This is a genomic window from Schumannella luteola, from assembly GCF_013408685.1.
Lineage (GTDB): Bacteria > Actinomycetota > Actinomycetes > Actinomycetales > Microbacteriaceae > Schumannella > Schumannella luteola.
Genome location: NZ_JACBZY010000001.1, coordinates 531,696 through 555,579 on the forward strand (window position 1 = coordinate 531,696; position 23,884 = coordinate 555,579).

At 73.4% G+C, this 23,884-nt stretch carries 19 protein-coding genes; 4 read left to right on the plus strand and 15 right to left on the minus strand.

Annotated elements, in window-relative coordinates; genetic code table 11:
• The first annotated feature begins 68 nt into the window (after positions 1-68).
• Together BJ979_RS02480 and BJ979_RS02485 are read left to right on the plus strand one after the other, a co-directional pair.
• Positions 69-1,892, plus strand: a complete 1,824-nt coding sequence (locus BJ979_RS02480; protein WP_179564853.1) for a CAP domain-containing protein — start codon at positions 69-71, stop codon at positions 1,890-1,892.
• A 132-nt stretch (positions 1,893-2,024) separates the two neighbouring features.
• Complete coding sequence (locus BJ979_RS02485; RefSeq protein WP_179564855.1) at positions 2,025-3,839, plus strand: CAP domain-containing protein; 1,815 nt, start codon at positions 2,025-2,027, stop codon at positions 3,837-3,839.
• Between the two features lie 73 nt (positions 3,840-3,912).
• On the opposite strand, the gene hemL is transcribed toward BJ979_RS02485, so the two are convergent.
• From hemL to hemE, 11 genes are all read right to left on the minus strand, one after another.
• The gene (hemL, locus tag BJ979_RS02490; protein ID WP_179564857.1) at positions 3,913-5,253 is read right to left on the minus strand and encodes a glutamate-1-semialdehyde 2,1-aminomutase; all 1,341 of its coding nucleotides are present in this window, start codon (positions 5,251-5,253) and stop codon (positions 3,913-3,915) included.
• 71 nt (positions 5,254-5,324) lie between these two features.
• A complete protein-coding gene (gene hemB, locus BJ979_RS02495; RefSeq protein ID WP_179564859.1) occupies positions 5,325-6,350 on the minus strand; it encodes a porphobilinogen synthase in 1,026 nt (341 codons plus the stop codon).
• On the minus strand, positions 6,347-7,102 hold the full coding sequence (locus tag BJ979_RS02500) for a uroporphyrinogen-III synthase (protein WP_179564861.1): 756 nt from the start codon (positions 7,100-7,102) through the stop codon (positions 6,347-6,349). Before BJ979_RS02500 ends, hemB begins: the two co-directional genes overlap by 4 nt.
• The gene (gene hemC / locus BJ979_RS02505) at positions 7,099-8,067 is read right to left on the minus strand and encodes a hydroxymethylbilane synthase (protein ID WP_179564863.1); all 969 of its coding nucleotides are present in this window, start codon (positions 8,065-8,067) and stop codon (positions 7,099-7,101) included. The genes BJ979_RS02500 and hemC overlap by 4 nt, the downstream gene beginning before the upstream one ends.
• On the minus strand, positions 8,064-9,269 hold the full coding sequence (locus BJ979_RS02510) for a ferrochelatase (protein WP_179569938.1): 1,206 nt from the start codon (positions 9,267-9,269) through the stop codon (positions 8,064-8,066). The genes hemC and BJ979_RS02510 overlap by 4 nt, the downstream gene beginning before the upstream one ends.
• Positions 9,270-9,271: 2 nt before the next feature.
• The gene (gene hemQ, locus BJ979_RS02515; RefSeq protein WP_246286666.1) at positions 9,272-9,937 is read right to left on the minus strand and encodes a hydrogen peroxide-dependent heme synthase; all 666 of its coding nucleotides are present in this window, start codon (positions 9,935-9,937) and stop codon (positions 9,272-9,274) included.
• A gap of 62 nt (positions 9,938-9,999) precedes the next feature.
• Positions 10,000-10,236 carry a DUF3618 domain-containing protein gene (locus tag BJ979_RS02520; protein WP_179564867.1) on the minus strand — a complete coding sequence of 79 codons (237 nt, stop codon included), beginning with the start codon at positions 10,234-10,236 and terminating at the stop codon, positions 10,000-10,002.
• A 52-nt stretch (positions 10,237-10,288) separates the two neighbouring features.
• Positions 10,289-10,831: a phage holin family protein gene (locus BJ979_RS02525; protein WP_218853419.1), complete on the minus strand. Its 543-nt coding sequence runs from the start codon at positions 10,829-10,831 to the stop codon at positions 10,289-10,291.
• A complete protein-coding gene (locus BJ979_RS02530) occupies positions 10,824-11,147 on the minus strand; it encodes a YtxH domain-containing protein (RefSeq protein WP_141162490.1) in 324 nt (107 codons plus the stop codon). Before BJ979_RS02530 ends, BJ979_RS02525 begins: the two co-directional genes overlap by 8 nt.
• A gap of 73 nt (positions 11,148-11,220) precedes the next feature.
• The gene (locus BJ979_RS02535) at positions 11,221-12,618 is read right to left on the minus strand and encodes a protoporphyrinogen/coproporphyrinogen oxidase (RefSeq protein ID WP_343046570.1); all 1,398 of its coding nucleotides are present in this window, start codon (positions 12,616-12,618) and stop codon (positions 11,221-11,223) included.
• A gap of 7 nt (positions 12,619-12,625) precedes the next feature.
• Complete coding sequence (hemE, locus tag BJ979_RS02540; protein WP_179564869.1) at positions 12,626-13,756, minus strand: uroporphyrinogen decarboxylase; 1,131 nt, start codon at positions 13,754-13,756, stop codon at positions 12,626-12,628.
• 83 nt (positions 13,757-13,839) lie between these two features.
• Here hemE and BJ979_RS02545 point away from each other — a divergent pair, with 83 nt between their 5' ends.
• The gene (locus BJ979_RS02545) at positions 13,840-15,186 is read left to right on the plus strand and encodes a glutamyl-tRNA reductase (RefSeq protein ID WP_179564871.1); all 1,347 of its coding nucleotides are present in this window, start codon (positions 13,840-13,842) and stop codon (positions 15,184-15,186) included.
• Between the two features lie 26 nt (positions 15,187-15,212).
• On the opposite strand, the gene BJ979_RS02550 is transcribed toward BJ979_RS02545, so the two are convergent.
• The gene (locus BJ979_RS02550; RefSeq protein WP_179564873.1) at positions 15,213-15,602 is read right to left on the minus strand and encodes a VOC family protein; all 390 of its coding nucleotides are present in this window, start codon (positions 15,600-15,602) and stop codon (positions 15,213-15,215) included.
• A 54-nt stretch (positions 15,603-15,656) separates the two neighbouring features.
• On the opposite strand from BJ979_RS02550, the gene BJ979_RS02555 reads away from it, so the two are divergent.
• Complete coding sequence (locus BJ979_RS02555) at positions 15,657-16,253, plus strand: GNAT family N-acetyltransferase (protein WP_218853421.1); 597 nt, start codon at positions 15,657-15,659, stop codon at positions 16,251-16,253.
• Positions 16,254-16,372: 119 nt separating this feature from the next.
• Here BJ979_RS02555 and BJ979_RS02560 read toward each other — a convergent pair whose 3' ends face one another.
• From BJ979_RS02560 to BJ979_RS02570, 3 genes are all read right to left on the minus strand, one after another.
• On the minus strand, positions 16,373-21,292 hold the full coding sequence (locus BJ979_RS02560; protein WP_179564877.1) for a family 78 glycoside hydrolase catalytic domain: 4,920 nt from the start codon (positions 21,290-21,292) through the stop codon (positions 16,373-16,375).
• A gap of 208 nt (positions 21,293-21,500) precedes the next feature.
• Positions 21,501-23,096, minus strand: a complete 1,596-nt coding sequence (locus BJ979_RS18045) for an ATP-binding protein (protein ID WP_179564879.1) — start codon at positions 23,094-23,096, stop codon at positions 21,501-21,503.
• Entirely contained in the window at positions 23,093-23,779 is a 687-nt protein-coding gene (locus BJ979_RS02570) for a response regulator transcription factor (protein ID WP_179564881.1), read from the minus strand. The genes BJ979_RS18045 and BJ979_RS02570 overlap by 4 nt, the downstream gene beginning before the upstream one ends.
• Between the last annotated feature and the right edge of the window lie 105 nt (positions 23,780-23,884).

Sequence of the window (23,884 nt, forward strand, 5' to 3'; positions counted from 1 at the left end):
AACGGCGCGACGCGAGCCGGGGGGATTCGCGAAGTCGGGACGGACACCGCGCCTTCCGGGGGGAACGCGTGAGCGCAGTCATCGAAGCACGACCGATCCATCCGACCCGCGAGGGTCGACGCCGCTGGACCACGACGGCCGCCGCCGCGCTGATCGGCCTGGCCGCTCTCGTCGCGGGTCTGCTCGTCGCGGCTCCCGCGAACGCCGCCCTGCCCGTTCCCAAGGAGCAGATCATCCAGCGCATCCTGGATGAGACGAACGCGATCCGCGCGAGCGTCGGCGCCGCTCCCCTGGTGCTCAACTCGTCGATCAACGTCGTCGCCGAGAACTGGTCGCGCCAGCAGGCCGCCGCCGGCGTCATGAGCCACAACCCCAACTACGCCTCGCAGATCCCCGGTGGATGGCGCGCCGCCGGCGAGAACGTCGCCTACGGCTACCGCTACACCGAGGTCACGACGGCCTGGAGGAACTCGCCCGGCCACTACAAGAACATGGTCGGCGACTACACCGACATCGGCATCGGCGTCGCCGAGGCCGCCGACGGCTCGCTCTACTACACGCAGAACTTCGCCAAGTACCCGGGCACCGTCGTCTACCCGGTCGACGACCGGCTGAAGAGCTACTGGGATGCGAAGGGCGGCGCGAGCGGCGTCGTCGGCCGCGCGACCGGCAGCCCGGTCACCGTCGCGAACGGCTGGTACCAGGCGTTCGCCGGCGGCCACATCTTCGTCGGCCCTCCCGGCACCTTCTTCGTCGCCAACAACGGCTACCTCGCCGCCTACGTCAACGCGGGAGGCCCGGGCGGCTCGCTCGGCTGGCCCTCGGGCGAGCAGACCTGCACGACCGAGTACCGCTGCGCCCAGTCGTTCACCGGCGCGACGATCTCGACATCCCCCTCGTTCGGCACCCGCTACATCTGGAGCGGTCTGCGCGACTACTGGCTCGCCTCGGGCGGCATCGGCGGCTCGCTCGGCCCGGCCGCCGGCGACCAGGGCTACGCGCAGGGTCCGGCGGGGGCCGGCTGGTATCAGGCGTTCCAGGGCGGCTATGTCGTGCTGAGCGCCGCCGGCGGAACCCAGTTCTTGCCGTACTCGACGGTGCTCAGCTTCTGGCTCGCCAGCGGCGGCGGCGCGAGCGGCCTGGGCTGGCCGACCGGCGGCTACTCCTGCGGCGGCTCGGGATGCGCGCAGCAGTTCTCGGGCGGCGTGATCGCCAGCTCGGTCTACGGCGCCCAGCTGATCAGCGGCGGCTTCGTCTCCGAGTGGGCGAACCGGGGTGGGATCAACGGCGCGCTCGGCGCACCGGTCAGCGGCCTCCGCGGCTCGGCCGCTCCGAACCTGGGCTGGGCTCAGGGCTTCGCCGGCGGCACGCTGACGGTGAGCTCGGCGTCGGGTGCACGGATCGTGCCGTGGGGTCCGGGTCAGCAGATCTGGTCGGCCGCGGGCGAGCAGAACGGCTTCGGCTGGCCCAGCACCGACCGCACCTGCGCCTCGGGCGTCTGCCAGCAGGGCTTCGGCAGCGCGATCATCTTCGAGAGCAAGAACGGCGCCTTCGCAACCTACGGCGGCATCGCCGCCATCTGGCGCCAGCAGGGCGGCATGACCACCCTCGGCGCCCCCGTCGGCGGCACCCGCTACTCCACCGACAACGGCGGCGGCTTCGCCCAGCACTTCGACGGCGGCATCATCACCCACTCCAACGCCGGCGGCCCCCAGTACACCCCCTACGGCGCCATCGTCGGCGCCTGGTACAAGTACGGCGCCGAAGCGACCTGGATGGGCTGGCCCGCCGGCCCGCAGACCTGCGACACCAACCGCAACTGCACCCAGAAGTTCCAGAACGCCACCGCCCGCTCCGACGCCAACGGCGGAGTCGCCTTCACCCGCAGCTGACCACCGTCGACGCCGCGAATGGGCGGCCTCCCCGAACGGGGGGAGGCCGCCCATTCGCGTTCTCGGTTACTTTCGCTCGACGCGCAGAAACGGAACCCCGCACAGCTGACCACGCGTCAGAAGGAACACGCCGTGAGCACCATCTTCGTCCGCACGCCTGTCGCACTATCGCGACGCGGGCGTCTCACCTCCGCCGTGGCGATGCTGGCGACCGCGGCAGCCGTGATCGCCGGCGTTCTCACGGCACAACCGGCCGCGGCGGCGACGCCGGAGTCGACGTCAGCGCCGGTTCTCCGGGTGCTCGCCGACGTCAACACCCTGCGTCGCGGACTCGGCCTCACCGAGCTGAAGTCGAACGACACGATGATGGCGATCGCCACCAACCGGAACCTGGAGCGGGCGAAGACCGGAACATCGATTCGGCCCTTCACATCGAACATCTCGCCGTACTGGATCAGCGGGGAGGCGAGCAGCGCCGGCCCCAACGACTCCGAGGTCGTGCACGCGTGGTCGGTCGACGGCCAGGACGACAGCGCGTACGCGGCGATGACGCAGCGGGCGATCACCCATGCCGGGATCGGCGTCACCACCGCGACCGACGGCACCACCTACATCACGCTGCTCGTCGGCTACTTCCGCCCCACCTACGGCGACTCGACGTCGCCGGGTCAGTACGCGGTCGATCGCGACTTCATCCCGACAGGACGGATGACCGGTTACGAGACTTCGGTCACTACCGACTGGGGCTTGGTGAGGTATCAGGAGTTCCAGAACGGGACCGTCTACGGACATCGCTCCGGCGTCTTCGCCTTCGTCGGAAAGAACACCATCGGCACCGCGTACCAGCGTGCCGGGGGCGTCCGCGGCCCGCTGGGTCCGCCGACACAGGAGCAGATCTGCGGACCGGGTTGGCGTTGCGCTCAAGACTTCGAAGCCGGGGCGGTCTCGAGCTCACCCCAGTTCGGCGAGCACATCGTCTGGGATCAGATCCGCGGATGGTGGGCCTACTACGGCGGCGTGACCGGCGCCCTCGGCCCCGCTGTCGGCGATCTCAATTACTCGTCGGGCGTCGGTGGCGTCGGCTGGTGGCAGCGATTCGAAGGCGGGGCCGTCGTCATCAGCGCGGCCGGACTCAACCAGGTGATCCCCGCCGGGCCGTCGCTCGACTTCTGGCTGTCGCGCGGCCCCGCAGCGCTCGGCTGGCCGACCGGTCCGCGCGACTGCGTCGCATCCAGCTGCGCACAGAGTTTCACGTCGGGGGTCGTCGGCAGCACCGTCTACGGCGCTCAGCTCATCAGCGGCGGCTTCGTCACCGAGTGGAACGACCGCGGCGGCCTCAACGGATCCCTCGGAGCCCCCGTGAGCGCGTTGCGGGGTTCCGGCGCGCCAGACGTCGGCTACGCTCAGAGCTTCGTCGGAGGCATCCTCACGGTGAGCGCGGCCTACGGCGCCGTCGTGGTGCCGTGGGGAGCCGGCCAGCAGGTCTGGTCGGCCGCGGGAGAGCAGAAGGGTTTCGGCTGGCCGAGCACTGAGCGCTCCTGCGCCTCGGGCGTCTGCCAGCAGGGCTTCGGCAGCGCGATCGTGTTCGAGAGCAAGAGCGGCGCCTTCGCGACTTACGGCGGAATCGCGGCCGTCTGGCGCCAGCAAGGCGGACTGAACGTGCTGGGTGCCCCGCTCGCGGGAACGCGGTATTCGACCGTCAACGGCGGCGGTTTCGCCCAGCACTTCGACGGCGGCGTCATCACGCACTCGAACGGCGGCGGCGCCCAGTTCACCCCCTACGGCGCGATCATCGGCGCCTGGTACAGGTACGGCGCCGAAGCGACGTGGATGGGCTGGCCCGCCGGCGCGCAGTCCTGCGATCCTTCGGGGACCTGCACCCAGAGGTTCCAGTTCGCGACGGCCCGCTCTGACGCGAACGGCGGCGTCGCCTTCACGCGCAGCTGATCGACCTCGCAGCGAGAGCGGCCGCGTCCCTTCGGGGTCGTGACCGCTCTCGCCCCGGGCGATGCGTGCCGCGTCAGCCCTGCGGGGCCTCCGCCTCCGCGGCGGCGCGCGCGGCGACCGGCAGGGCGGCGAGGATGCGGTCGAGCGCTGCGTCGTCGTGCGCGGCCGAGAGGAACCAGGCCTCGAAGACGCTCGGCGGCAGGTTGACGCCCTGCTCGAGCATCGACGAGAAGAAGGGGCCGTAGCGCCAGCCCTCCTGCGCGCGAGCGTCGTCGTAGTCGCGCACGGCATCCGCGCGGAACGCGACCGAGAACAGGCTGCCGGCCCGCGAGAGCACGTGCTCGACGCCGGCCGCCGACAGCGCGGCGGTGAGAGCCGAGGCGACGGTGTCGGCGGCCGCATCCACCCGCTCGTAGACGGCGGCGTCGGCCGCGCGCAGGGTCGCGATGCCCGCGGCGACCGCGACCGGGTTCCCGCTCAGCGTGCCGGCCTGGTAGACGGGGCCGAGCGGCGCGAGCAGGTCCATGACCTCGGCGCGGCCGGCGACCGCGGCGAGCGGCATGCCGCCGCCGATGACCTTGCCGAAGGTGACCAGGTCGGGCGTCCAGCCGGCGCCGTCCGGCACGACGCGCGCGGCCTCGAGGCCCCACCAGCCGGCCGGGCCGACGCGGAATCCGGTGAGCACCTCATCCACGATGATGAGCGCACCGTTCTCGTGCGCGAGGGCGGCGAGGGCGCGGTTGAAGCCGCGCTCGGGGGCGAGCACGCCCGCGTTCGCGCCGGCGGCCTCGGTGATGACACCGGCGATGCGGCCGGGATGCGCGAGGAACGCCGCGCGCACCGCGTCGAGGTCGTTGTAGGGCAGCACGAGCGTGAGCCCGGCGACCTCGGCGGGTACGCCGGCCGAGCCGGGCAGGCCGAGCGTCGCGACGCCCGAGCCGGCATCCGCCAGCAGGCCGTCGGAGTGGCCGTGGTAGTGCCCGGCGAACTTGATGATGACGTCGCGGCCGGTCGCGCCGCGCGCGAGGCGGATCGCGGTCATGGTCGCCTCGGTGCCGGTCGACACCATGCGGATGCGGTCGAACAGGCGCGTGCCGTCGATCGTCGTGCGCTCGCGCACGAGTTCGGCCAGCTCGGTCTCGGCGGGCGTGGAGGCGCCGAACGACAGGCCGCGCGCGGCGGCATCCTGCACCGCCTTCACGACGCTCGGGTGCGCGTGCCCGAGCAGCGCCGGGCCCCAGGAGCAGACCAGGTCGACGTACTCGCGACCCTCGACGTCGGTCACGAACGGCCCACGCGCGCCGACGAGGAAGCGCGGGGTGCCGCCGACCGAGCGGAACGCGCGCACCGGCGAGTTCACACCGCCCGGGATGACGCCCTTCGCGCGGGAGAACTGCTGGCTGTTGTCGCCCATCTCGGGCTCCTTCCGATCCGTGCCACGGCATCGCCGGGCAGCGCGCGAGGCATCGCCCGCGGCGGGGAGTTCTAGTACGCGCCGACCGGGAGCACCCCGGATGCGCTGGGGCGCCCGCGCAGCCAGTCGGCCACCTCGATCGCCCAGTAGGTGAGCAGCCCCTCGGCGCCCGCACGACGCAGGCCGACGAGGCTCTCGAGGATCGCGCGCTCGCGGTCGATCCAGCCGTTCGCGGCGGCGGCCTCGATCATCGCGTACTCGCCGCTGACCTGGTACGCCCAGACCGGAACCGGGGATGCCGCGGCCGTGTCGGCCAGCACATCCAGGTACGACATCGCGGGCTTGACCATGACGATGTCGGCGCCCTCCTCCACGTCGAGCAGCGTCTCGCGCAGGCCCTCGCGGCGGTTGGCGGGATCGAGCTGATACGTGCGGCGGTCGCCCTGCAGCGACGACTGCACCGCCTCGCGGAACGGGCCGTAGAACGCCGAGGCGTACTTGGCCGTGTAGGCGAGCAGGGCGACGTCATCGCGGCCGGCGGCGTCGAGGGCGCCGCGCGCGGCGGCGACCTGGCCGTCCATCATCGCGCTGAGGCCCAGCATCTGCGACCCGGACTCGGCCTGGGCGATCGCCATGTCGCGGTAGCGCTCGAGGCTGGCGTCGTTGTCGACGCGACCCTCGGCATCCAGCACGCCGCAGTGGCCGTGATCGGTGAACTCGTCGAGGCAGAGGTCGGTCTGCACGACGAGCGCGTCGCCGGCCTCGGCGACCGCGAGTCGGGTCGCGACGTTGAGGATGCCGTCGGGGTCGGTCGCGCCGGAGCCCTCGGCATCCTTGTGCTCGGGGATGCCGAAGAGCATGACGCCGCCGATGCCGGCCTCGGCCGCGCGGCCGATCTCGGCGCGCAGCGAGTCGAGGCTGTGCTGCACGACGCCGGGCATCGAGCTGATCGGCTTCGGCTCGGTCAGCCCCTCGCCGACGAACAGCGGCAGGGTCAGCTGCGCCGGGTGCAGGCGGGCCTCGGCCGTCGCGCGGCGCAGGGCGGGGGTGGCGCGCAGGCGCCGAGGGCGCACGCGCGGGAAGGCGGGCTCGGTCATCCGTTCTCCGCGTAGTCGAGAAGGGCGTCGATGAGCGAGCGGGCGCTGCGCTCCTCGGCGATGATATGCACCGGCAGGCCGGCGGCGCGGGCGTCGAACGCCGTGCGCGGGCCGATGCAGGCGACGATGACGCTGTCAGGCAGCGGGGTCAGCTGCTCGGCCACCTGGCGGGCGACCGAGCCGGAGCTCACGAGCACGGCCTGGATGCCGCCCGCGGCGACCTCCTGCTTGACCGCATCCGCGACCGGGATGCCGACCGTGCGGTAGGCGCTGACGAATTCGACCGCGAAGCCCAGCTTCGACAGCCCGGCGACCAGGGTCGGCTCGGCGATGTCGGACTGCGGGATGAGAACGCGGCCGTGGATGTCGCTCTGCGGCCACTCCTTCACGAGCCCGCGCGCGGAGTTGTCGCTGTCGGGCACGAAGTCGACCGTGTAGCCGGCGAGCGCGAGCGCGGCGGCGGTCGTCTCGCCGACCGCCGCGACCCGGGTGATCTCGGGCACCCGGATGCGCTGGCTCACCAGCACGTCCACGGTCGTCGCGCTCGTGACGACGAGCCAGTCGAAGCGGCCGAGCTCGAGCTCGCCGAGGGCGGCCGAGAGGCGGTCGGGGTCGTCGGTGCTGGCGAAGTTGATGAGCGGGGCGATCACCGGGATCGCGCCGTGGGTGCGCAGCTCGGCCGAGACGCCGTCGCCCCACTTGCCGCCGCGCGGCACGAGCACGCGCCAGCCGCTGAGCACCTTGTCGGTCACGACGCGGAACCTCCGTCGGCGATGTCGCCGTCGCCGTGCAGCGCGCCCGAGGCGCCCAACGGCGCGAGGTCGGCGGCGCCCTGCTCCAGCAGATCCTCGGCGACGAGTCGGCCGAGCACGGCGGCCGGATCCTTCTCGTCTTCGGGGTAGGCGGCGTGCGAGGCGGTGAGGTGCTGCGTGCCGTCGAGCGAGTAGACCCGCGCCGAGAGGAAGAGCAGGCCGTCTTCGAGGATGGCGTGCGCGCCGACCGGCGCCGCGCATCCGGCCTCGAGCGCGGCGAGCACGGTGCGCTCGGCCTCGACGGCCAGGCGCGACGGGCGGTGGTCGAGCTTCGCGACCTTGTGGCCCTCGCCCGCACGCACCTCGACGGCGAGCGCGCCCTGCCCGGGAGCGGTCGGCCAGTCGCTGATGCTGAGCAGCTCGCTCACCGGGTGCAGACGGTCGAGGCGCTCGAGCCCGGCGACGGCGAGCACGATCGCGTCGAGGTTCCGCTCCGGATCGTCGGCGCCGACGCGCGCGAGGCGCGTGTCGATGTTCCCGCGGATGTCGACGACCTCGATGTCGGGTCGCACGGAGGCGAGCTGGGCGCGGCGGCGCGGCGAGCCGGTGCCGACGCGCGCTCCGGCCGGCAGGTCGGCGAGCTTCACGCCGTCGCGGCCGATGAAGGCGTCGCGGGCGTCGGCGCGCTTCGGGATCGCCGCGATCTCGAGGCCCTCGGCCGGCGCGGTCGGCAGATCTTTCAGGGAGTGGACGATGACATCCACCTCGCCCGCCAGCAGCGCCTGGCGCAGGTTGGTCACGAAGACGCCGGTGCCGCCGAGCTGCGCCAGCGGGGTGCCTGCGGCCTGCGTGCGGTCGCCCTCCGACGAGATGGGCACGAGCTGCGCGTCGCCGAGACGCGTCGCCACCTGCCCCGACTGGGCCAGGGCGAGGGCGCTGCCGCGGGTTCCGATGCGGAGGGTCACGGCGCGATCCCTGCGGCGGCCGGCTTGAAGCCCGCGCGCACGTTCTCGCAGCAGCCGGGCCGGCACACGTCGAACCACGGCCCGAGCTCGGTGACCGAGGGGCGCTCGGCGACCGGGGTGCCGTTCACGCGCTCCATGACCAGGTCGATCAGGCCCGACACGTACGCCGGGTCGACGCCCGGCGTCGGGGTGCGCAAGGCGACCATGCCGTGCTCCTCGGCGGTCTCCATCGCCTCGGTGTCGAGATCCCAGAGCACCTCCATGTGGTCGCTGACGAAGCCGAGCGGCACGATCACGACGGCCTTCGCATCCTCGCCCGCCGCCTGCTCGATCGCGTCGTTGATGTCGGGCTCGAGCCAGGGCTGCGTGGGCGGCCCCGAGCGCGACTGGTAGACGAGCGACCACGGCACGTCGGGCTCGCCGACCTGCTGCATCACGTACTCGGCGACCGCGAGGTGCTGCGCCGCGTAGGCGCCGCCGTCGCCGAAGTCGCGATCGCGCGGGCCCGAGCGCACGGCGTCGTCGGTGGGGATGCTGTGGGTCGAGAACATGACCCGGATCTGCTCGCGGGCGATGCCGCGGCCGAGCAGATCGGTCAGCGCGTCGCGCACGCCCTCCTCGAAGGGGGCGACGAAGCCGGGGTGGTCGAAGAACTGACGCACCTTGTCGATCTGGATGCGGTCGCCCAGCCCGGTCTCGTCGAGCGTGCGGGCGAAGTCCTCGCGGTACTGGCGGCAGCTCGAGAACGAGCTGTAGGCGCTCGTCGCGACGGCGATCAGCTTGCTGAAGCCGCGGTCGGCGGCCTCGGTCACCGCATCCGCCATGTACGGGTCCCAGTTGCGGTTGCCCCAGATGACAGGCAGCTGGATGCCGCGGCGGGCGAGCTCGTCTTCGAGCGCGGCCTTGAGCGCGCGGTTCTGGTCGTTGATCGGGCTCACGCCGCCGAAGTGGCGATAGTGGTGCGCGACCTCCTCGAGACGCTCGTCGGGGATGCCGCGGCCGCGGGTGACGTTGCGCAGGAAGGGGATGACGTCGTCCTGCCCCTCCGGTCCGCCGAAGCCGGCGAGCAGGATCGCGTCGTAGGCGACCGGCTCGACCACGTGCTCGGGGCCGCAGGCGGCGGCCTCGGTGGCGTAGGGGACGGGGAGCCCGTCGACCGCCGCTGCGCCGTCGCCGGGAGCCGCGACGCCGTTGTTCGTGATGCTCACGCGAACACCGCCAGGATCTCGTTCGGCGCGATGAGGCGGCCCGTGTAGAACGGCACCTCTTCCCGCACGTGGCGGCGCGCCTCGGTCTGGCGCAGGTGGCGCATCAGGTCGACCAGCGAGACCAGCTCGTCGGCCTCGAGGCCCAGGATCCACTCGTAGTCGCCGAGCGCGAAGCTCGCGACCGTGTTCGGCTGCACCTCGGCGTACTCGGCGCCCTTGCGGCCGTGGTCGCTGAGCATCTGGCGGCGCTCGTCGTCGGGCAGCAGGTACCAGTCGTAGCTGCGCACGAAGGGGTAGACGGTGAGCCACTGCTTGGGCGGCAAGCCCTTCATGAAGGCGGGCGAGTGATTGCGCGTGAACTCGGCCTCGCGATGCACGCCGAGGGCGTTCCAGGTCGGCACGAGCGACGAGATCGGGTCGGTGCGGCGCAGCGCGCGCAGCGCCTCCTGCACGTTCTCGGGCTTCTCGCCGGTCAGCCAGATGATCAGGTCGGCGTCGGCGCGGATGCCGGAGGCGTCGTAGAGGCCGCGGAGTTCGACCCCGAGGCGGTCGAGGTGAGGCAGGGCCTCCTCGACGGTGGAGCGGGTGGGGAGCGGTGCGTCTCCCCGGCGGAACACGGCCCAGAGGGCGTAGCCGAGCCGTTCGGGAGCGTCAGTCGACATGGCCCCCATCATCCCACGCTGAACAGGGTGGAACCTGCGTCGGGGCTCGACCGCCCGACGACTCAGTCGCGCTTGCTGCCGAAGATGCCCCAGGCGATCAGGCCGACCGTGGTGATCGCCGCGACGGCGCCGCCGATGACGAAGGGCAGCGGGTTGTCGCGGTAGGCGACCTCGGCCTTCTTGGTGACCTCGCCGATGCGCTTGGGCACGTTGAGCTTGTCTTCGATCGCGTCGAGGGTCTGCTCGAGGTCGGCGCGGGCCTTGGCGGCGGCGGCGCGGGCGTCGTCGGTGCTGCTCATGGGGTTCTCCTGATGTCGTGGATGTCGTGGCGGCGCTGTCAGACCGGGCAGGTCAGGCGCGCTGGTCCGGCCGGCCGATGCCCTTCACGACGCGCAGGTCGCGCTGCAGGCTGTCGATGGCCTCGGTGGGAACGGGCGGCAGCCCGCCCTTGAGCTTGCGCCAGCCGATCAGCGCGACGATCGCCGCGGCGATCAGCAGCACGCCGGCGACGATGAGCGCCGACGCCCATCCCGGCAGCCCGGTCTCGCTGAGCCCGAGCACGGCGGCCGTCAGCAGCACACCGAGCATGAAGAGCAGGATGCCGACGGCGCCGAGGATGAGGCCGCCGCCGATGCCGAGCGCCTTGAGCTTGCCGATCATCTCGGCCTTGACGAGCTCGATCTCGTGGTGGACCAGGTCGGTCACCTGACCGGGAAGGCCGCTGACGAGTTCGACGAGCGAGGGCTTGCGCGGCGGCTTCGGCAGCTTGCCGGCGCGCACATCCGCGTCGCCGCGGGGGATGCCGGCGCCCGGCCCGGTCGAGGAGCCGGCGGTGCGCTCGGTGCCGGGCAGGCCGGAGGCGCGGTCGCCCGGGGTGCGGCCCGGGTCAGTCATCGCTCTGGCTGCGCGCGGCGTTGGCCCGGCGGGTCGCCGCGGCCTTCTTCGCGGCGGCCGAGCGCTTGGCGGCGGTCGAGCCGCGACCGGTGGCGGCGCCGACGACCTTCTTCACGGTCTCGCCGGCGAACTCCGCGACGTCGGGCGCCTTGTCGCGCACGAAGCCCTCGACGGTGTCGACCTGCTTCTGCACGAGGGGGCTGCCCCAGAAGCGGCCCGCGACGGCGGCGATCTGCTCGTAGCGCTCGCGCCCGGCCTTCGTGCCGAGCACGTAGCCCACGCCGAGACCGGCGATGAACAGGATCTTGCCCTTCATGCGGTGCTCCGTTTCCCTCCGGTGCGATCCGGATATCGGTGGTTCGGGTTCGGCTCGTGGCCGGTTTCCCAGCCTAGGCAGGGGCGCTGTCGTCCCCGGACGATCCCAGGAGGCGTCCAGCCTGCTCCCGGGCTCCGGCCACGACCGCGGCCAGCCCGGTGCCGGATCCAGCCTCTCCCACCAGGTGCATTCCGTCAACGGCATGAACCGCACGTGACGCCCGGCTCCAGGTCGCGATGGCCGTGCCGACGGGGTCGGCGAGGGGCACGCCGGTGAGCGCGCTCGCGTCGGCCAGCGCCTGCGCGGCGGGGTCGGCGGGGCGCTCGTCGTAGCTGAGACGCAGCACGTGACGGCTGCGACCGGGTGCGGATGCGGCGCCCGCCTCGGCGAGCCAGGCCCACTTCGCGGTCGCGTGCGTGAGCGCGCGGGCGACGACGCCGGGGGCGTCGGCGGCGACCAGCACGCCGGTCCCCCGCGGGGCCGAGTCGAGCCCGGGCGCATCGACCACGAGGGTGACGAGCGTGATCTCGCGACTCTCGGGGCGCGCTTCGGCGGGCAGCAGTGCGGGCGTCGCGAGCACGACCTGCCCCTCGAAGCGCTCCCCTGCCTCGGTGGTGATCACCGAGTTGCCCGCTTCTGCCGGGTTCCGAGCGTCCAACCCGGCAGAAGCGGGCAACTCGACATGGGCATCGGCCTGCGCCGGTTCGATGCTCGCCACGCGCACGCCGGTGCGCACCTCGCCGCCGAAGCGCTCGATCTCGGCGACCAGCGCATCCACGATGCGGTGCACGCCGCCGCGGAGCCCGGCGACCTGGGAGCCGGCGGGGGCCCGCTCACGCAGGCTCTGCACCGCCCGGGCCAGCGAGCCCTCCCGACGCATGGCCCCGATCAGGCCCGGTGCGGCACGGTCGATCGGCAGCTCGTCGGGGTGCATCGAGTGCACGCCGCGCACGACCGGCGCGACCAGTCCCTCGAGCACGCCGACGCCCATCCGCCGTCGCACCAGCTCGCCGAGCGTCGTCGACTTCGCGGCGACGAGACCCGGGATGAGCGAGTCGAGCTGCGCACGCCACGCGCCGCCGCCGCCGACCGCGGCGATCACGTCGGCCGCCATCGGCACGCCGGGGATGCCGAGGATGCTCGTCGCGGGCAGCGGCGTCGACGAGCCGTCAGCACGGTGCAGCCAGGCCGGGGTCTCGGCGGGGGTGACCACGTCATCCGCCAGCCCGAGCTCGCCGACCAGGGTCGCGACGGTGCCGCCGCGGGTCGCGAACGACTCGGCGGCCGCATCGAGGTCGAGCCCCGCCACGGTCTGCCGGGCGAGCTGACCGCCAGCGCGATCCGACGCCTCGAGCACGACCACGGGACGCCCGCGGCGGGCGAGCTCCCACGCGAGCACGAGCCCGCCGACGCCCGCGCCGATCACGTAGGTCGTGGCGTAGTCCTCGGGGCGCTGCGCGCGGTCGGTCACGGGCGGGTCACTCCTCGCCGTGCACGACGCGCACGATGCGGGTCAGCACGTCGGGGTCGGTCTCCGGCGGCACGCCGTGGCCCAGGTTGACGACGTGCGCGGGTGCGGCGAGTCCGCGGTCGACGACCTCGTCGACGTGCGAGCGCAGCGTCGACCAGGGCGCCCCGAGCAGGGCCGAGTCGATGTTGCCCTGCAGCGGCGTCGTACCGCCGAGTCGACGGTTCGCCTCGTCGAGCGGGATGCGCCAGTCGACGCCGATCGCATCCGCGCCGATGTCGCGCATCACGTCGAGGAACTCGCCGCCGCCGAGGCCGAAGTGGATCTTCGGCACCGTGCGGTCGTCGGCGTCGGCGATGCCGCGCAGGTGCGAGAAGGCGCGCTCGGAGTGCGGCGCGACACGGCGCTGGTAGTCGCGGCGCGACAGCGAGCCCACCCAGGAGTCGAACAGCTGCACGGCGCTCGCGCCCGACTCGACCTGGGCGCGCAGGAACTCGCCCGACACGTCGGCGCACCAGTTGAGCAGCGTCGCCCAGGCGTGCGGGTCGGAGTACATGAGAGCGCGGGCGCGGCCCTGATCCTTCGACGGCCCGCCCTCGACGAGGTAGCTCGCGAGGGTGAACGGAGCGCCGGCGAAGCCGATCAGCGGGGTCTCGCCGAGCTCGGCGACCGTGAGCTTCACGGCCTCGCGGATCGGGTCGAGCGCGGACGGCTCGATCGGGCGCAGCTTGAGCACGTCGGAGGCGGTGCGGATGGGCTCGTCGATCACCGGGCCGCGACCGGGCACGATCTCGACGCCGACGCCGGCCAGCAGCACCGGCACGACGATGTCGCTGAAGAAGACCGCCGCATCCACCCCGTGCCGTCGCACCGGCTGCAGCGTGATCTCGCTCGCCAGCGCGGGGTCGAGGCAGGCGTCGAGCATCTTCGTGCTCACCCGCAGCTCGCGGTACTCGGGCAGGCTTCGGCCGGCCTGGCGCATGAACCACACGGGGGTGCGCTCGGGTCGGTCGCCGCGCAGGGCGCGCACCAGCGGAGAGCGCGTGGTGCGGCCGTCGACGAGGGGATGCTCGGCGCTCAGACTCACGCGCCCATCCTCCCACCGCGCGCCTGCGGGCCCGCTCGGGCGGATCGGGGCCATGCGCTCGCCCGAGAACTGAGCATCCTTGCCGGTAAGGGTGCCCTTTCTATACGGTGCGCGCACGCGGTTTTACCATGAGACACGTGCTCGTCTGCCTCACGGCGAACCACCGCAATGCGGGGTTCGACCTCCTCGACCGACTGTCTGTCGGTGCGCCGGGGGCGGTGACCGAGCTCATCTCGGCCGAGGCCGGCATCCAGGGCGCTGTCGTGGTCGCGACCTGCAACCGCTTCGAGGCCTACCTCGATGTCGACGGCGTGGATGCGGATGCCGCGGTCGAGCGCACCGTCGCCGTCATGAGCCGCGCGGGCGGGGTGAGCGGCGCCGAGCTGCTCGAGGCCGCCGACGTCAAGACCGCCGACGACGTGACCCGTCACCTCTTCGCGGTCGCCTCGGGCCTCGAGTCGGTCGTCGTCGGCGAGGACGAGATCGCCGGCCAGGTGCGCCGCAGCTACGACCAGGCCCGCACCGAGCACACCTCGACCAGCACCCTCGACCGTCTCTTCCAGCGCGCCGCCGCCACCTCGCGCGCCGTGCGCGGCGCCACCGACCTCGGCGGGGCCGGCCGCTCGATCGCCCGCCTCGCGCTCGAGCTCGCGACGAGCCGCGTGACCGACTGGACGCGGGCCCGCGTGCTCGTCGTCGGCACCGGCAGCTACGCCGCCACCACGATCGCCGCGCTGCACGACCGCGGCGCCGTCGACATCAGCGTCTACTCGGCCACCGGCCGCGCCCAGATGTTCGCCACGAAGTACGGCGTGCGCGCCGTCAGCGAGCTGCGCGACGGCATCGCCGCGGCGGATGTGGTCATCACCTGCACCGCCCGCTACGCCGTCGCCCCCGCCGACATCACCGACGACAGCCGCCGCCTCGTGATCGACCTGGGCCTGCCGCGCAACGTCGACCCGGCTGTCGGACGCCTGCCCGGCGTCGAGCTGCTCGACCTCGAGATCATCGCCCTGCACGCGCCGCTGCCCGAGATGGGACTCAGCGAGACCGCGCGCGACCTGGTCGGCTCGGCCGCATCCGCCTTCGCCGCCGAGCAGACCGCCGCCCCGGCGATCGTGGCGCTGCGCAAGCACGTCTTCGACGCCCTCGACGAGGAGATCGCCCGCGCCGAGTCGCGCGGCAACGGCGACCCGGCCGGAACCGCGAAGACCGTCGAGGCCCTGCGCCACCTGGCCGGCGTGCTGCTGCACACCCCCTCGGTGCGCGCCCGCGAGCTGACGGCCGAGGGCCGCGGCGCCGAGTTCGCCGCCGGACTCGAGGCCCTCTTCGGCGTCACGATCGAGGATGCGGCGAGCACCGCCCCGGTCAGCCCGCTGCGTCGCGCCGCGGGCGCCGAGGTCGTAGACGCTGCGGCCGCATCCGGACACGCCGCCGGCATGCCGGACGACGAGTTCCACCGGAACCTGCGCCGCAACGCCTAAGCCTGCGCGGGGCGCGCCCGTCGACGTCAACGCTCCGCGACGACCTCGACCTTGAAGCCGTCAGCGTTCTCGAGCCAGCCCGCGTAGTGATCGGGTCCGCCGGCGTGCGGGTAGCGCTCGGCATACAGCGGCGTCCATCCGCGGGCAGGTGCCTCAGACATGAGCGCGTCGACGGCATCCGCAGCGCCGCCGTGGAATGCGAGGTGGTTGACGCCCGGCGCACGGCGGTCGTGGCCGGATGCCGACAGGTTCGGCGACGTCGTCAGCGTGAGGTAGGCGCCGCAGGCGGCCCACGACATCCCGCCCGGCCATTCGGCTTCGAGCGCGAATCCGAGTCGCCCGAGCAGCCAAGACCAGGCCGGCCCCACTGCCTCGACGTCGACGACCCAGACCTCGACGTGATGGAACCCCGGCATGCCGTCGATGCTGTCAGATCCGCCCGCAGGGCGGCGCGGGGTAGCGTCAGCGACGTGAGCCTGCGCATCCGTGTTCCCGAGCTGGTGACCGCGCGCACGCGGCTGCGTCCGCTGCGGGTCGACGACGGGGATGCGCTAGTCGCCTGGCAGGGCGACGCCGAGACGTGCCGCTACCTGCCCTATGCGCCGCGCACGCCGGAGCAGGTGGAGCAGTTCGTCGCCCGCTTCGTCGACGTCGACACCGTCGCCGCCGACGAGGACCGCGTCGTGCTCGGCATCGAGCTGCTCGCCGCGCTGCACGGCGACGACGGGCGCACGATCGCCGACGCCGGCGCCGTGGTCGGCGAGCAGCACCTCGTGCTGAAGTCGACCGAGCTCGCCGAGGTCGAGCTGGGCTGGGTGCTGCATCCGGCCGTCGCCGGGCTCGGCCTCGCGGGCGAGACGGCGCGGGCTGTGCGGGATGCCGCCCTCGAGGCCGGGGCGCACCGCATCGTCGCCGAGCTCGATCCGCTCAACACCGCATCCACCCGGCTCTGCGCACGGCTCGGGATGCGGGAGGAGGCGCGCTTCCGTCAGAACTTCCGCGACTCCGACGGGAACTGGGCCGACACCGGCATCTGGGCGCTGCTCGCCGGCGACCCGCTGCCCTGAACCCGAGCCCGAGCCCGAGCCGAGGCCAGCCGCGCGAGCCCGAGCCGCGACCGCGGCGCACGTGACCCCGCGAGCCACCCGACTGGGCGGCCCACGGGGCTTCGCGATCGCTCAGCGGATCACGCCGTGACGCGCGCGCGGCGGCGCACCCGCGACCGCAGCACGGCCATCAGGCCGAGCGCGAGCAGGCCGAGCCCGAGGCCGAGCGGCGGGCTGTCGACGCCGGATGCCGCGAGTCCCCCGATGCGACCGGAGCCGGCAGCCGATCCCGAGCCGACGCCGCCCGCTTCCGACCCGACGCCGCCGGGCGCGGTGCCCGGGTCGCCGGGACCACCGGGCTGACCCGGCAGACCGGGGCCGCCCGGGTCGGTCGGCACGACGACCCGCACGGTGACCGAGCCGGCCGTCTCGACGTTGCCCGCCGCATCCACCGACCGGAACTCGACCAGGCTGTCGCCCGACGTCGTCACGACCGCGCGCACGCCCGGCGTCCAGGTGCCGCCCGCGATGCGGTACCAGGTGGAGGCGACGCCCGAGGTGGCGTCGGCCGCGGCCAGGTCGACGACCGCGGAGGCGGCGTCGGCGGCCGGCGCGACGGCGGCCATCGCCGAGACGCCCGCATCTCCGGCAGCGCCCGCAGCCCCCGACGCACCCGCCGCCCGCGCGGTCCGCGCCGCGACGGGCGACCCCGTCGACACGGTCGCCGTGGTGACCGGCGCGGTGCCGTCGATCGGCACCTCGAGGCGCTGCTCGGCCGTGTTGCCCGCGGCGTCCGTCGCCGTGATGTCGAGCGTGTGCCGACCGTCGGCGTCGAACACGATGGGGTCGCTGTAGTCCGACGCCCCAGCGCCGTCGACGCCGACCCGCAGCGCCACGTCGCCCGGGCGGTCGTCATCGCCCGCGATCGCCACCGTGACCGGCGTCGTGCGGAACCAGCCGGCCTCGCCGTCGGGCGCCGCGGGCGTGGTCGACGAGCTCACGACGGGCGCGGACGCATCCACCGGCGCCGGCAGCGACCACACGTCGGCGATCGACGGGTCGTAGTAGCTGTGGTCGTCGAGGTTCTGGAAGGTCACCCGCACCGTGTCGCCCTTCACGCGATCCGCCGGCACCAGCACCTGGAAGGTCTCGGTCCCGGCGCCCGTCGCGCGGGCGTTCTGCCGCGTGTGCACCGCTTCGCCGTCGACGAGGATGCGGTACCGCTTCGTCTGCGAGCGGTCGTAGGTCTCGATCGAGCGCAGCAGCAGCGGCTGCCCGGCCTTCGCCGCCAGGTCGAACGCGAACTGCGAGAAGTCGGCCAGGTGCCCGGCGTAGCGGCGGGTCAGCCCGGCTTCGGTGTTCGTGCCCGAGCTCGCGGATGCGGTGAGCGCGTGCGCCTGCTCGGAGGCGTCATCGCCGAGGTCGACGTGGTCGAGCGCCCCGTCGGCGCCGGCCGCGATCGCGACCGTCACCGCGACGTCCCTCTGCGGCGGCAGCCCGTCGGCGGTGGCGAAGCGCGTCGTCAGCGCGACCTGGCGGCTGGCGACCGGCGCATCCACCGGCGACAGCACCGGCAGACGCAGCTCGCGCGACTCCCCCGGCGCGAGCGTCACGGTCGCGCCCGTGCCGACGGTCCAGCCCTCGGGCGCGTCGATCTCGAGCCGGCCCGTGGCGCTGGCGACGCCGTCGTTGCGCACGACCGCGGTGACGCTCGTGGGCGATCCGGGCTCGATCGACGACGGGGTCGCGGTCGCCGAGGCGATCGCCAGACCGCGGTTCTCGGCGACGTGGAAGGAGTACGAGCCCGAGCCGACCTGCAGCACGAGGTCGCCGCCGTCCATGGCCGCGGCGCGCACGCCCGCCGCATCCGCCACCGGAGTGCCGCTCTCGGTCACCGCGGCGAGGCCGGAGGCCGGGATGCGCACCGTCGCGGTCGACCCGACCGGCACCCGGGCGTCGAGCGTGAGCCCGTCGGCGCCGACCTTCCACGACGACGCGACCGTGCCGAACGGGGTCTGCAGCGATGCGCTCGCGTGGTCGAGGCCCGTGCGGGTGACCTTCGGCGCGATGGAGAGGTCGCGCCATCCCGTCTCGTCGCCGGGCGTGATGCCGGCCACGTCGTGGAAGAACCAGTCGTCGGCGGTGCCGAGGAAGTAGTGCCCCAGCGAGCGGGCGTCGGTCGACCAGTGCTCCCACATCGTCGTCGCGCCGTTCGCGAGCATGTAGCCCCAGCTCGGGTACGACGTCTGCTCGGCGAGGGCGTAGGCGACATCCGCGTGGCCGTAGTCGGTCAACACAGGCAGCAGGTTCTTCGTGCCGAGCACGCCGGTGTTGAGGTGCATGCCGCGAGCGCGCACGTCGACGGCGATGCTGTCGGCCGCCTTCTGCGCCTGCTCGGCGCTGAGCGGCAGGCCGTAGGCGACCGCGAGCACGTTGTGCGTCTGGCGGTAGCCGTTGTCGCCGACGCCGCGGTAGTACCCGGCCGCGGCATCCCAGAACTCGTGGTCGAAGGCCTTCTGCACGACCCCGGCCCGCTCCTGGAAGGTCGCCGCGTCGGCGGCGTGCCCGGTCAGGTCGGCCATGCGGCCCATGAGCGTCAGCATGCGGTAGAGCGTCGCGGTCGCCGACACGCGCTTGTCCTCCTGCGGGTCGCCGCCGGCCGGACTCGCCTCGGGCGCGACCCAGTCGCCGAGCCGCGAGTTCGCGAGACCACCGGGCGAGCGCGAGTACTCCAGGTCGACGTACTTCTTCATGTCGTCGTAGAGCCCGGTGAGCACCTGACGGTCGCCGCCGTAGCGGTTCAGCTGCCACGGCACCTCGAGGAAGGCCATGTGCCACGGCGGCACCACCCCCCAGTCGCCCCAGTTCTTCGACGACGGCGCGATGACCATCGGCGAGCCGTCGGGCAGGCGCGACTCGTCGACGTCGCGCATCCACTTGGCGAAGAGCTCCTGCGAGTCGAGGTTCATGAGGAACATCTCGGCTCCCACCGCCGCGTCGCCGGTCCAGCCGTTCTTCTCGAACATGGGGGTGTCGGTCGGGATGCCGTGCAGGTTGTTGAGCAGCGTGTTCACGACGGCCTGGTGGGTGCCGTTCATGGTCGCGCTGCCCGAGTCGAAGGTGCTCGTGACGGCCGTGTCACTGTGCAGCAGCTGCGCCGTGAAGGCGCTCAGCGGCGGCTGCTCGGAGCCGGGCCATCCGGTGACCTGCACGTACTGGAATCCCTTGTACGAGAAGCGCGCCGCCCAGGTCTCGGGGCGGGCGCCGGCGAAGACGTAGCGGTCGGTCTGGAACCCGGCCGCGAAGCCGCCGTTGTTGTCCTGATTGACGGTGCCGTCGGCGCGCAGCTTCTCGGCGTAGCGCAGCTCGAGCTGCGTTCCGGCGGGCGCCTCGGCGGCGATCTTCACGTTGCCGGCGAGCACGCGCGGGAACTTCACGACCCAGATGCCGGGCTTCGGCTGCGTCATCGACGCGGCAGGCAGCTCCTCGGTGACGCGGATGGGCTGCTGGCGCTGGTGAACGAGCTCGCCCTTCGGCCCGGCGACCTTCGCGGCCTTCTTCCACGCGCCGTCGTCGTAGCCGGCGGTGTCGGCGCCGGGCAGCTCGGTGCGCGCGTCGTAGAGCTCGCCGCCGTAGAGGTCGTCGAAGCGGGTGGGGCCGTCGTGGCGGCGCCAGCTGTCGTCCGTCACGACATCCTGGGTCGAGCCGTCGGCGTTCTGGATGCGCAGCACCGCCCGCACGGTCGGCTCGTCGTGCCAGGTGGGCGAGTCCCAGTTCCAGACGTTGCCGCCGGTCATGCCGTAGAAGCCGCGACCGAGCTCGACGGACAGGGCGTTGCGCCCGGCGACGAGCTGCTCGGTCACGTCGATCGCGTCGTACTGCACGGTGTCGTCGTAGTCGGTGAAGCCGGGGGCGAGCAGGTGGTCGCTCGCCGGGGCGCCGTTGAGCCGGAAGTCGGCGTAGCCGCCCGCCGCGAAGAACAGCGTCGCGTTCGCGGGGGTGCCGTCGAGGACGAACTCGGTGCGCAGCAGCGGAGCCGGCGCGGCCGGGTCGGCGGGGGCTCGCACGCCCGAGCCCCAGGCGCCCTGCCCGTAGGGGGCGATCACGTTCACGGCGGCCCAGTCGGCATCGTCGAAGCCCGGCTTCTCGAAGCCGGCGGGGATCTGCTTGCTTCCGCGCCAGCTCGCATCCGTCATGATGTCGGCGGTCGAGCCGTCGTCGTAGGTGACGCGGATGGCGGCGATGAGCCCGGCGGGCGAGTTCGGGCCGTTGGTGGTGCGCACCGCGACGACGCTGCCGGTCTTCTTCAGGTCGACCGGGTACGAGCGCGACTGCTGCCAGCCGTTCTCGACCGGCTCGGTGGCGCCGACCTGCGTTCCGTCGACCCAGAGCGTGTACGAGTCGTCGGCGGTGATCACGATCTCGGCCGAGACGGCGTCGCGGCCGTTCGGCGAGGTCAGGGTGCGGCGGAAGGCTCGGTCTTCCGCCGGCGGGTTGCCGGCCGCCTCGGGCGTCCAGATCCAGTTCGCGCCGTCGACCGTGACCCGATCGGACTTCGGGGTGCGCGGGTTGCCGATCCAGTCGGCGCCGCCCCAGTCGGCGTCATCGTGCAGGCCGGTGCGGAAGGTCGACTCGCCCCGGGCGGAGCCGGCCGAGGTGACGACCTCGACGCTCCAGTCGTAGCGGGTGGCGGCGTCGAGCGCGGCGCCGGCGTAGGCGATCTCGGTGCTGGCCGAGCTGGCGACGACGCCGGAATCCCAGGCGACGCCCGAGGGCCCGTCGACCACGACGCGGTACGACTGCTGCACGACGTCGCGCGCGCTCGGCGCGGCGATGACCCACGACAGGCGGGGATGCGCGAGGTCGACCCCGATCGGCTCGGTGCTGTGCTCGACCTGCAGCCGCTCGAGCGCGACGGCGGGCGCGGCCGGTTCGGCGGAGGCCGCGGCGGCTCCGCCGAGCGAGGTGAGAGCGAGGGATGCGGTCACGAGCAGTGCGGTGATCGTGCGGGTCGGCGCGACCGGGACACGGCGGCGCGGCGGACTCTGGCGATGGGTCACGAAGGAGTTCCAATCATCGTCGATCGGGTCGCGGGCGCATCGTCGCGCACGCCGAGGAAGCGGCTCGGTCGTCGCGGTCGGGGGTGGTGGTCGACCTTTTGAAACGATTCATCCGCTCGTGCGGACGACGCTAGCAGGAGGGCGCGTCAGCCGACAAGAGTCGGACAGCCGACGGTCCGATCCCTCGCGGGGTACGTCGCGGACCGCGCTACTCGGGCGCCGTGACCGGCAGGGTCACGACGACCGTCAGCCCTTCGCCGCGCCGACTGTCGAGCCGCAGCTCTCCCGAGGCCGCCGACACGAGCGCGGCGACGATCGGCAGGCCGAGGCCGGCGCCGGTTCCCGAGCGCGCCTTCGGGCCGCGGGTGAAGCGCTGCAGGGCGCTGCGCTCGAGCTCGGGCGGAAGCCCGCCCGCCTGATCGACGACCCGCAGCTCGGCGCGTTCGGGGCCGACGGCGAGGGCGACGAGGATGCGCTGGGGCTCGCCCGGCGAGCTCGGATCGCCCGCGGGCGCGCCGCCGGGCGCACCGCCCGACACCCCCGCCCGCTCCTCGAGCGCCCGCACCGCGTTGCCGACGAGGTTGTCGACGATGCGCCCCGCGTCCTCCGCGGCGAGGGCGACGGTCGCCCGCGGCGAGACGGCGGGTTCGACGGCGGAGTCGAGCGCCACATCCACCTCGACCGTGCTCGCCCGGAACGCGGCCCGGTCGACGGCGGCCGCCACCTCGTCGTGCAGGTCGCCGATCGTCGCGTGCACGGCGCCACGCGGCTGGTCGCCGCGCGCCTCGATCGTCGACAGCTCGAGCAGCGAGGTCACGAGCGTGCTCAGCCGCTCGGCGTCGCGCTGAGCCGCCTCGAGGTCGCGGCGCAGCGTCGCAGCGTCGACATCAGCCGTCGCCGCCAGCTCGAGCCGGGTGCGCAGTACCGCGACGGGGGTGCGCAGCTCGTGGCTCGCGTCGGAGACGAGCTGACGTTCACGATTGGTGGCGGCGCGCATCCGCTCGATCAGCCGGTTGAGGGTGCGAGCGAGCCGCGAGATCTCATCGTCGACGGCGCCGACCGGCAGCAGCTCGCCGCTGCGGCCGACGCTGAGCCGTTCGGCGGTCTGCTGCAGATCCTGCACCGGGCGCAGCGAGAACCGCGTGAGCAGCCAGCCTGTCGCGCCGACACCCGCGACGAGCACGATCACGATCGCCAGCAGCAGCAGGCGCATCGGGCCGAGCTCGGCATCCTCGCTCGAGGTGTCGTCGGCGGCGACGATCGTCCAGGTGCCGCCCGTGCCGTCGGCGGTCAGGGCGAGCGTCACATAGGAGGTGTCGTCCACCCGGGTCTCGCGCACGCCGCCGTCGCGGGTCACGTCATCCGCGTCGTCGTGCACGAGGTCGGGCAGCAGGGGGCGCAGCGGCTTCGGCAGGCTCGAGATCGCGGTGCTGCCGTCGGGCCGCACCACGGCCACCCACTGCCAGACGGGCGGCTTCTCGAGCGCGGTGTCACCCGACTCGATGTCGTCGACGTACTCGCCCGCATCCCCCGCCAGCCCATCGGCGGTGCCGAGCCGCACGATGTGCTGCAGCTGCGCGTCGATCAGCAGCGCCGCGGGAACCGCGATGAGCACGGCGATGAGCAGCGAGCCGAGGGCGATGCGGGCGCGGATCGTCACCCGGCGGCGACGCCGGCGCGGCTTCAGCCGGGGAGGAGCGAGCGGGGCGGATGCGGGGCCGGGGGCGCCCGGCGCGGCGAGCGCGGCGTCGACACCGCCGGCGCCCGACCCGCCCGATCCGTTCCCGTCGCGCGACTCGCTCACACCGGCTCCGGCGACTCCGCCGACACCGTGAACCCGACCCCGCGCACGGTCTGGATGCGGATGCCCGCCCCGGCCGCCGACAGCTTGCGCCGCAGGTAGGAGACGTACTGGTCGACGACGTTCGGATCGATGTGCCCGTCGGCGTCCCAGACCTCGGCGAGCAGCTCGGCACGGGTCACGGTCTCGCCGGCGCGGCCGGCGAGGGTGCGCAGCACGTCGAACTCGGTGCGGCTCAGCCGCAGCTCGGTTCCGGAGACCTGCACGCGCAGCCGAGGCAGGTCGAGCACGACGTCGCCGACCTCGAGCCGCACCGGCGTCGCGAGCGCGTCGCGGCGGCGCACGGCGCGGATGCGGGCCGCCAGCTCGGCGAAGGCGAAGGGCTTGGTGAGGTAGTCGTCGGCGCCCGAGTCGAGGCCGCGCACCCGGTCGTCGACCGCATCCCGCGCCGTCAGCAGCACGACCGCGATCGACGGGTCGACCTCCTTGACCCGGCGGCACAGCTCGAAGCCCGACATGCCGGGCAGGTTGACGTCGAGCACGGCGAACTCGACGCCGCCCTCGGCGAGCGCCGCGAGTGCGCCGATGCCGTCGTGCGCGACGACGACGTCGTGCCCCTCGGCCCCGAGCCCGCGCGCGAGCAGCTCGGCCATCTCGGCCTCGTCGTCGACCACGAGCATCCTCATGCCCTCATCTTCGCCGACCGGAGGCGCGATGCGAGGGTCGGATGCGCCCCGCGAGCCGGTTCGTGAACGAGCTCTCAGAGAGCCCTGCCCCGGGATTGCAGGGGC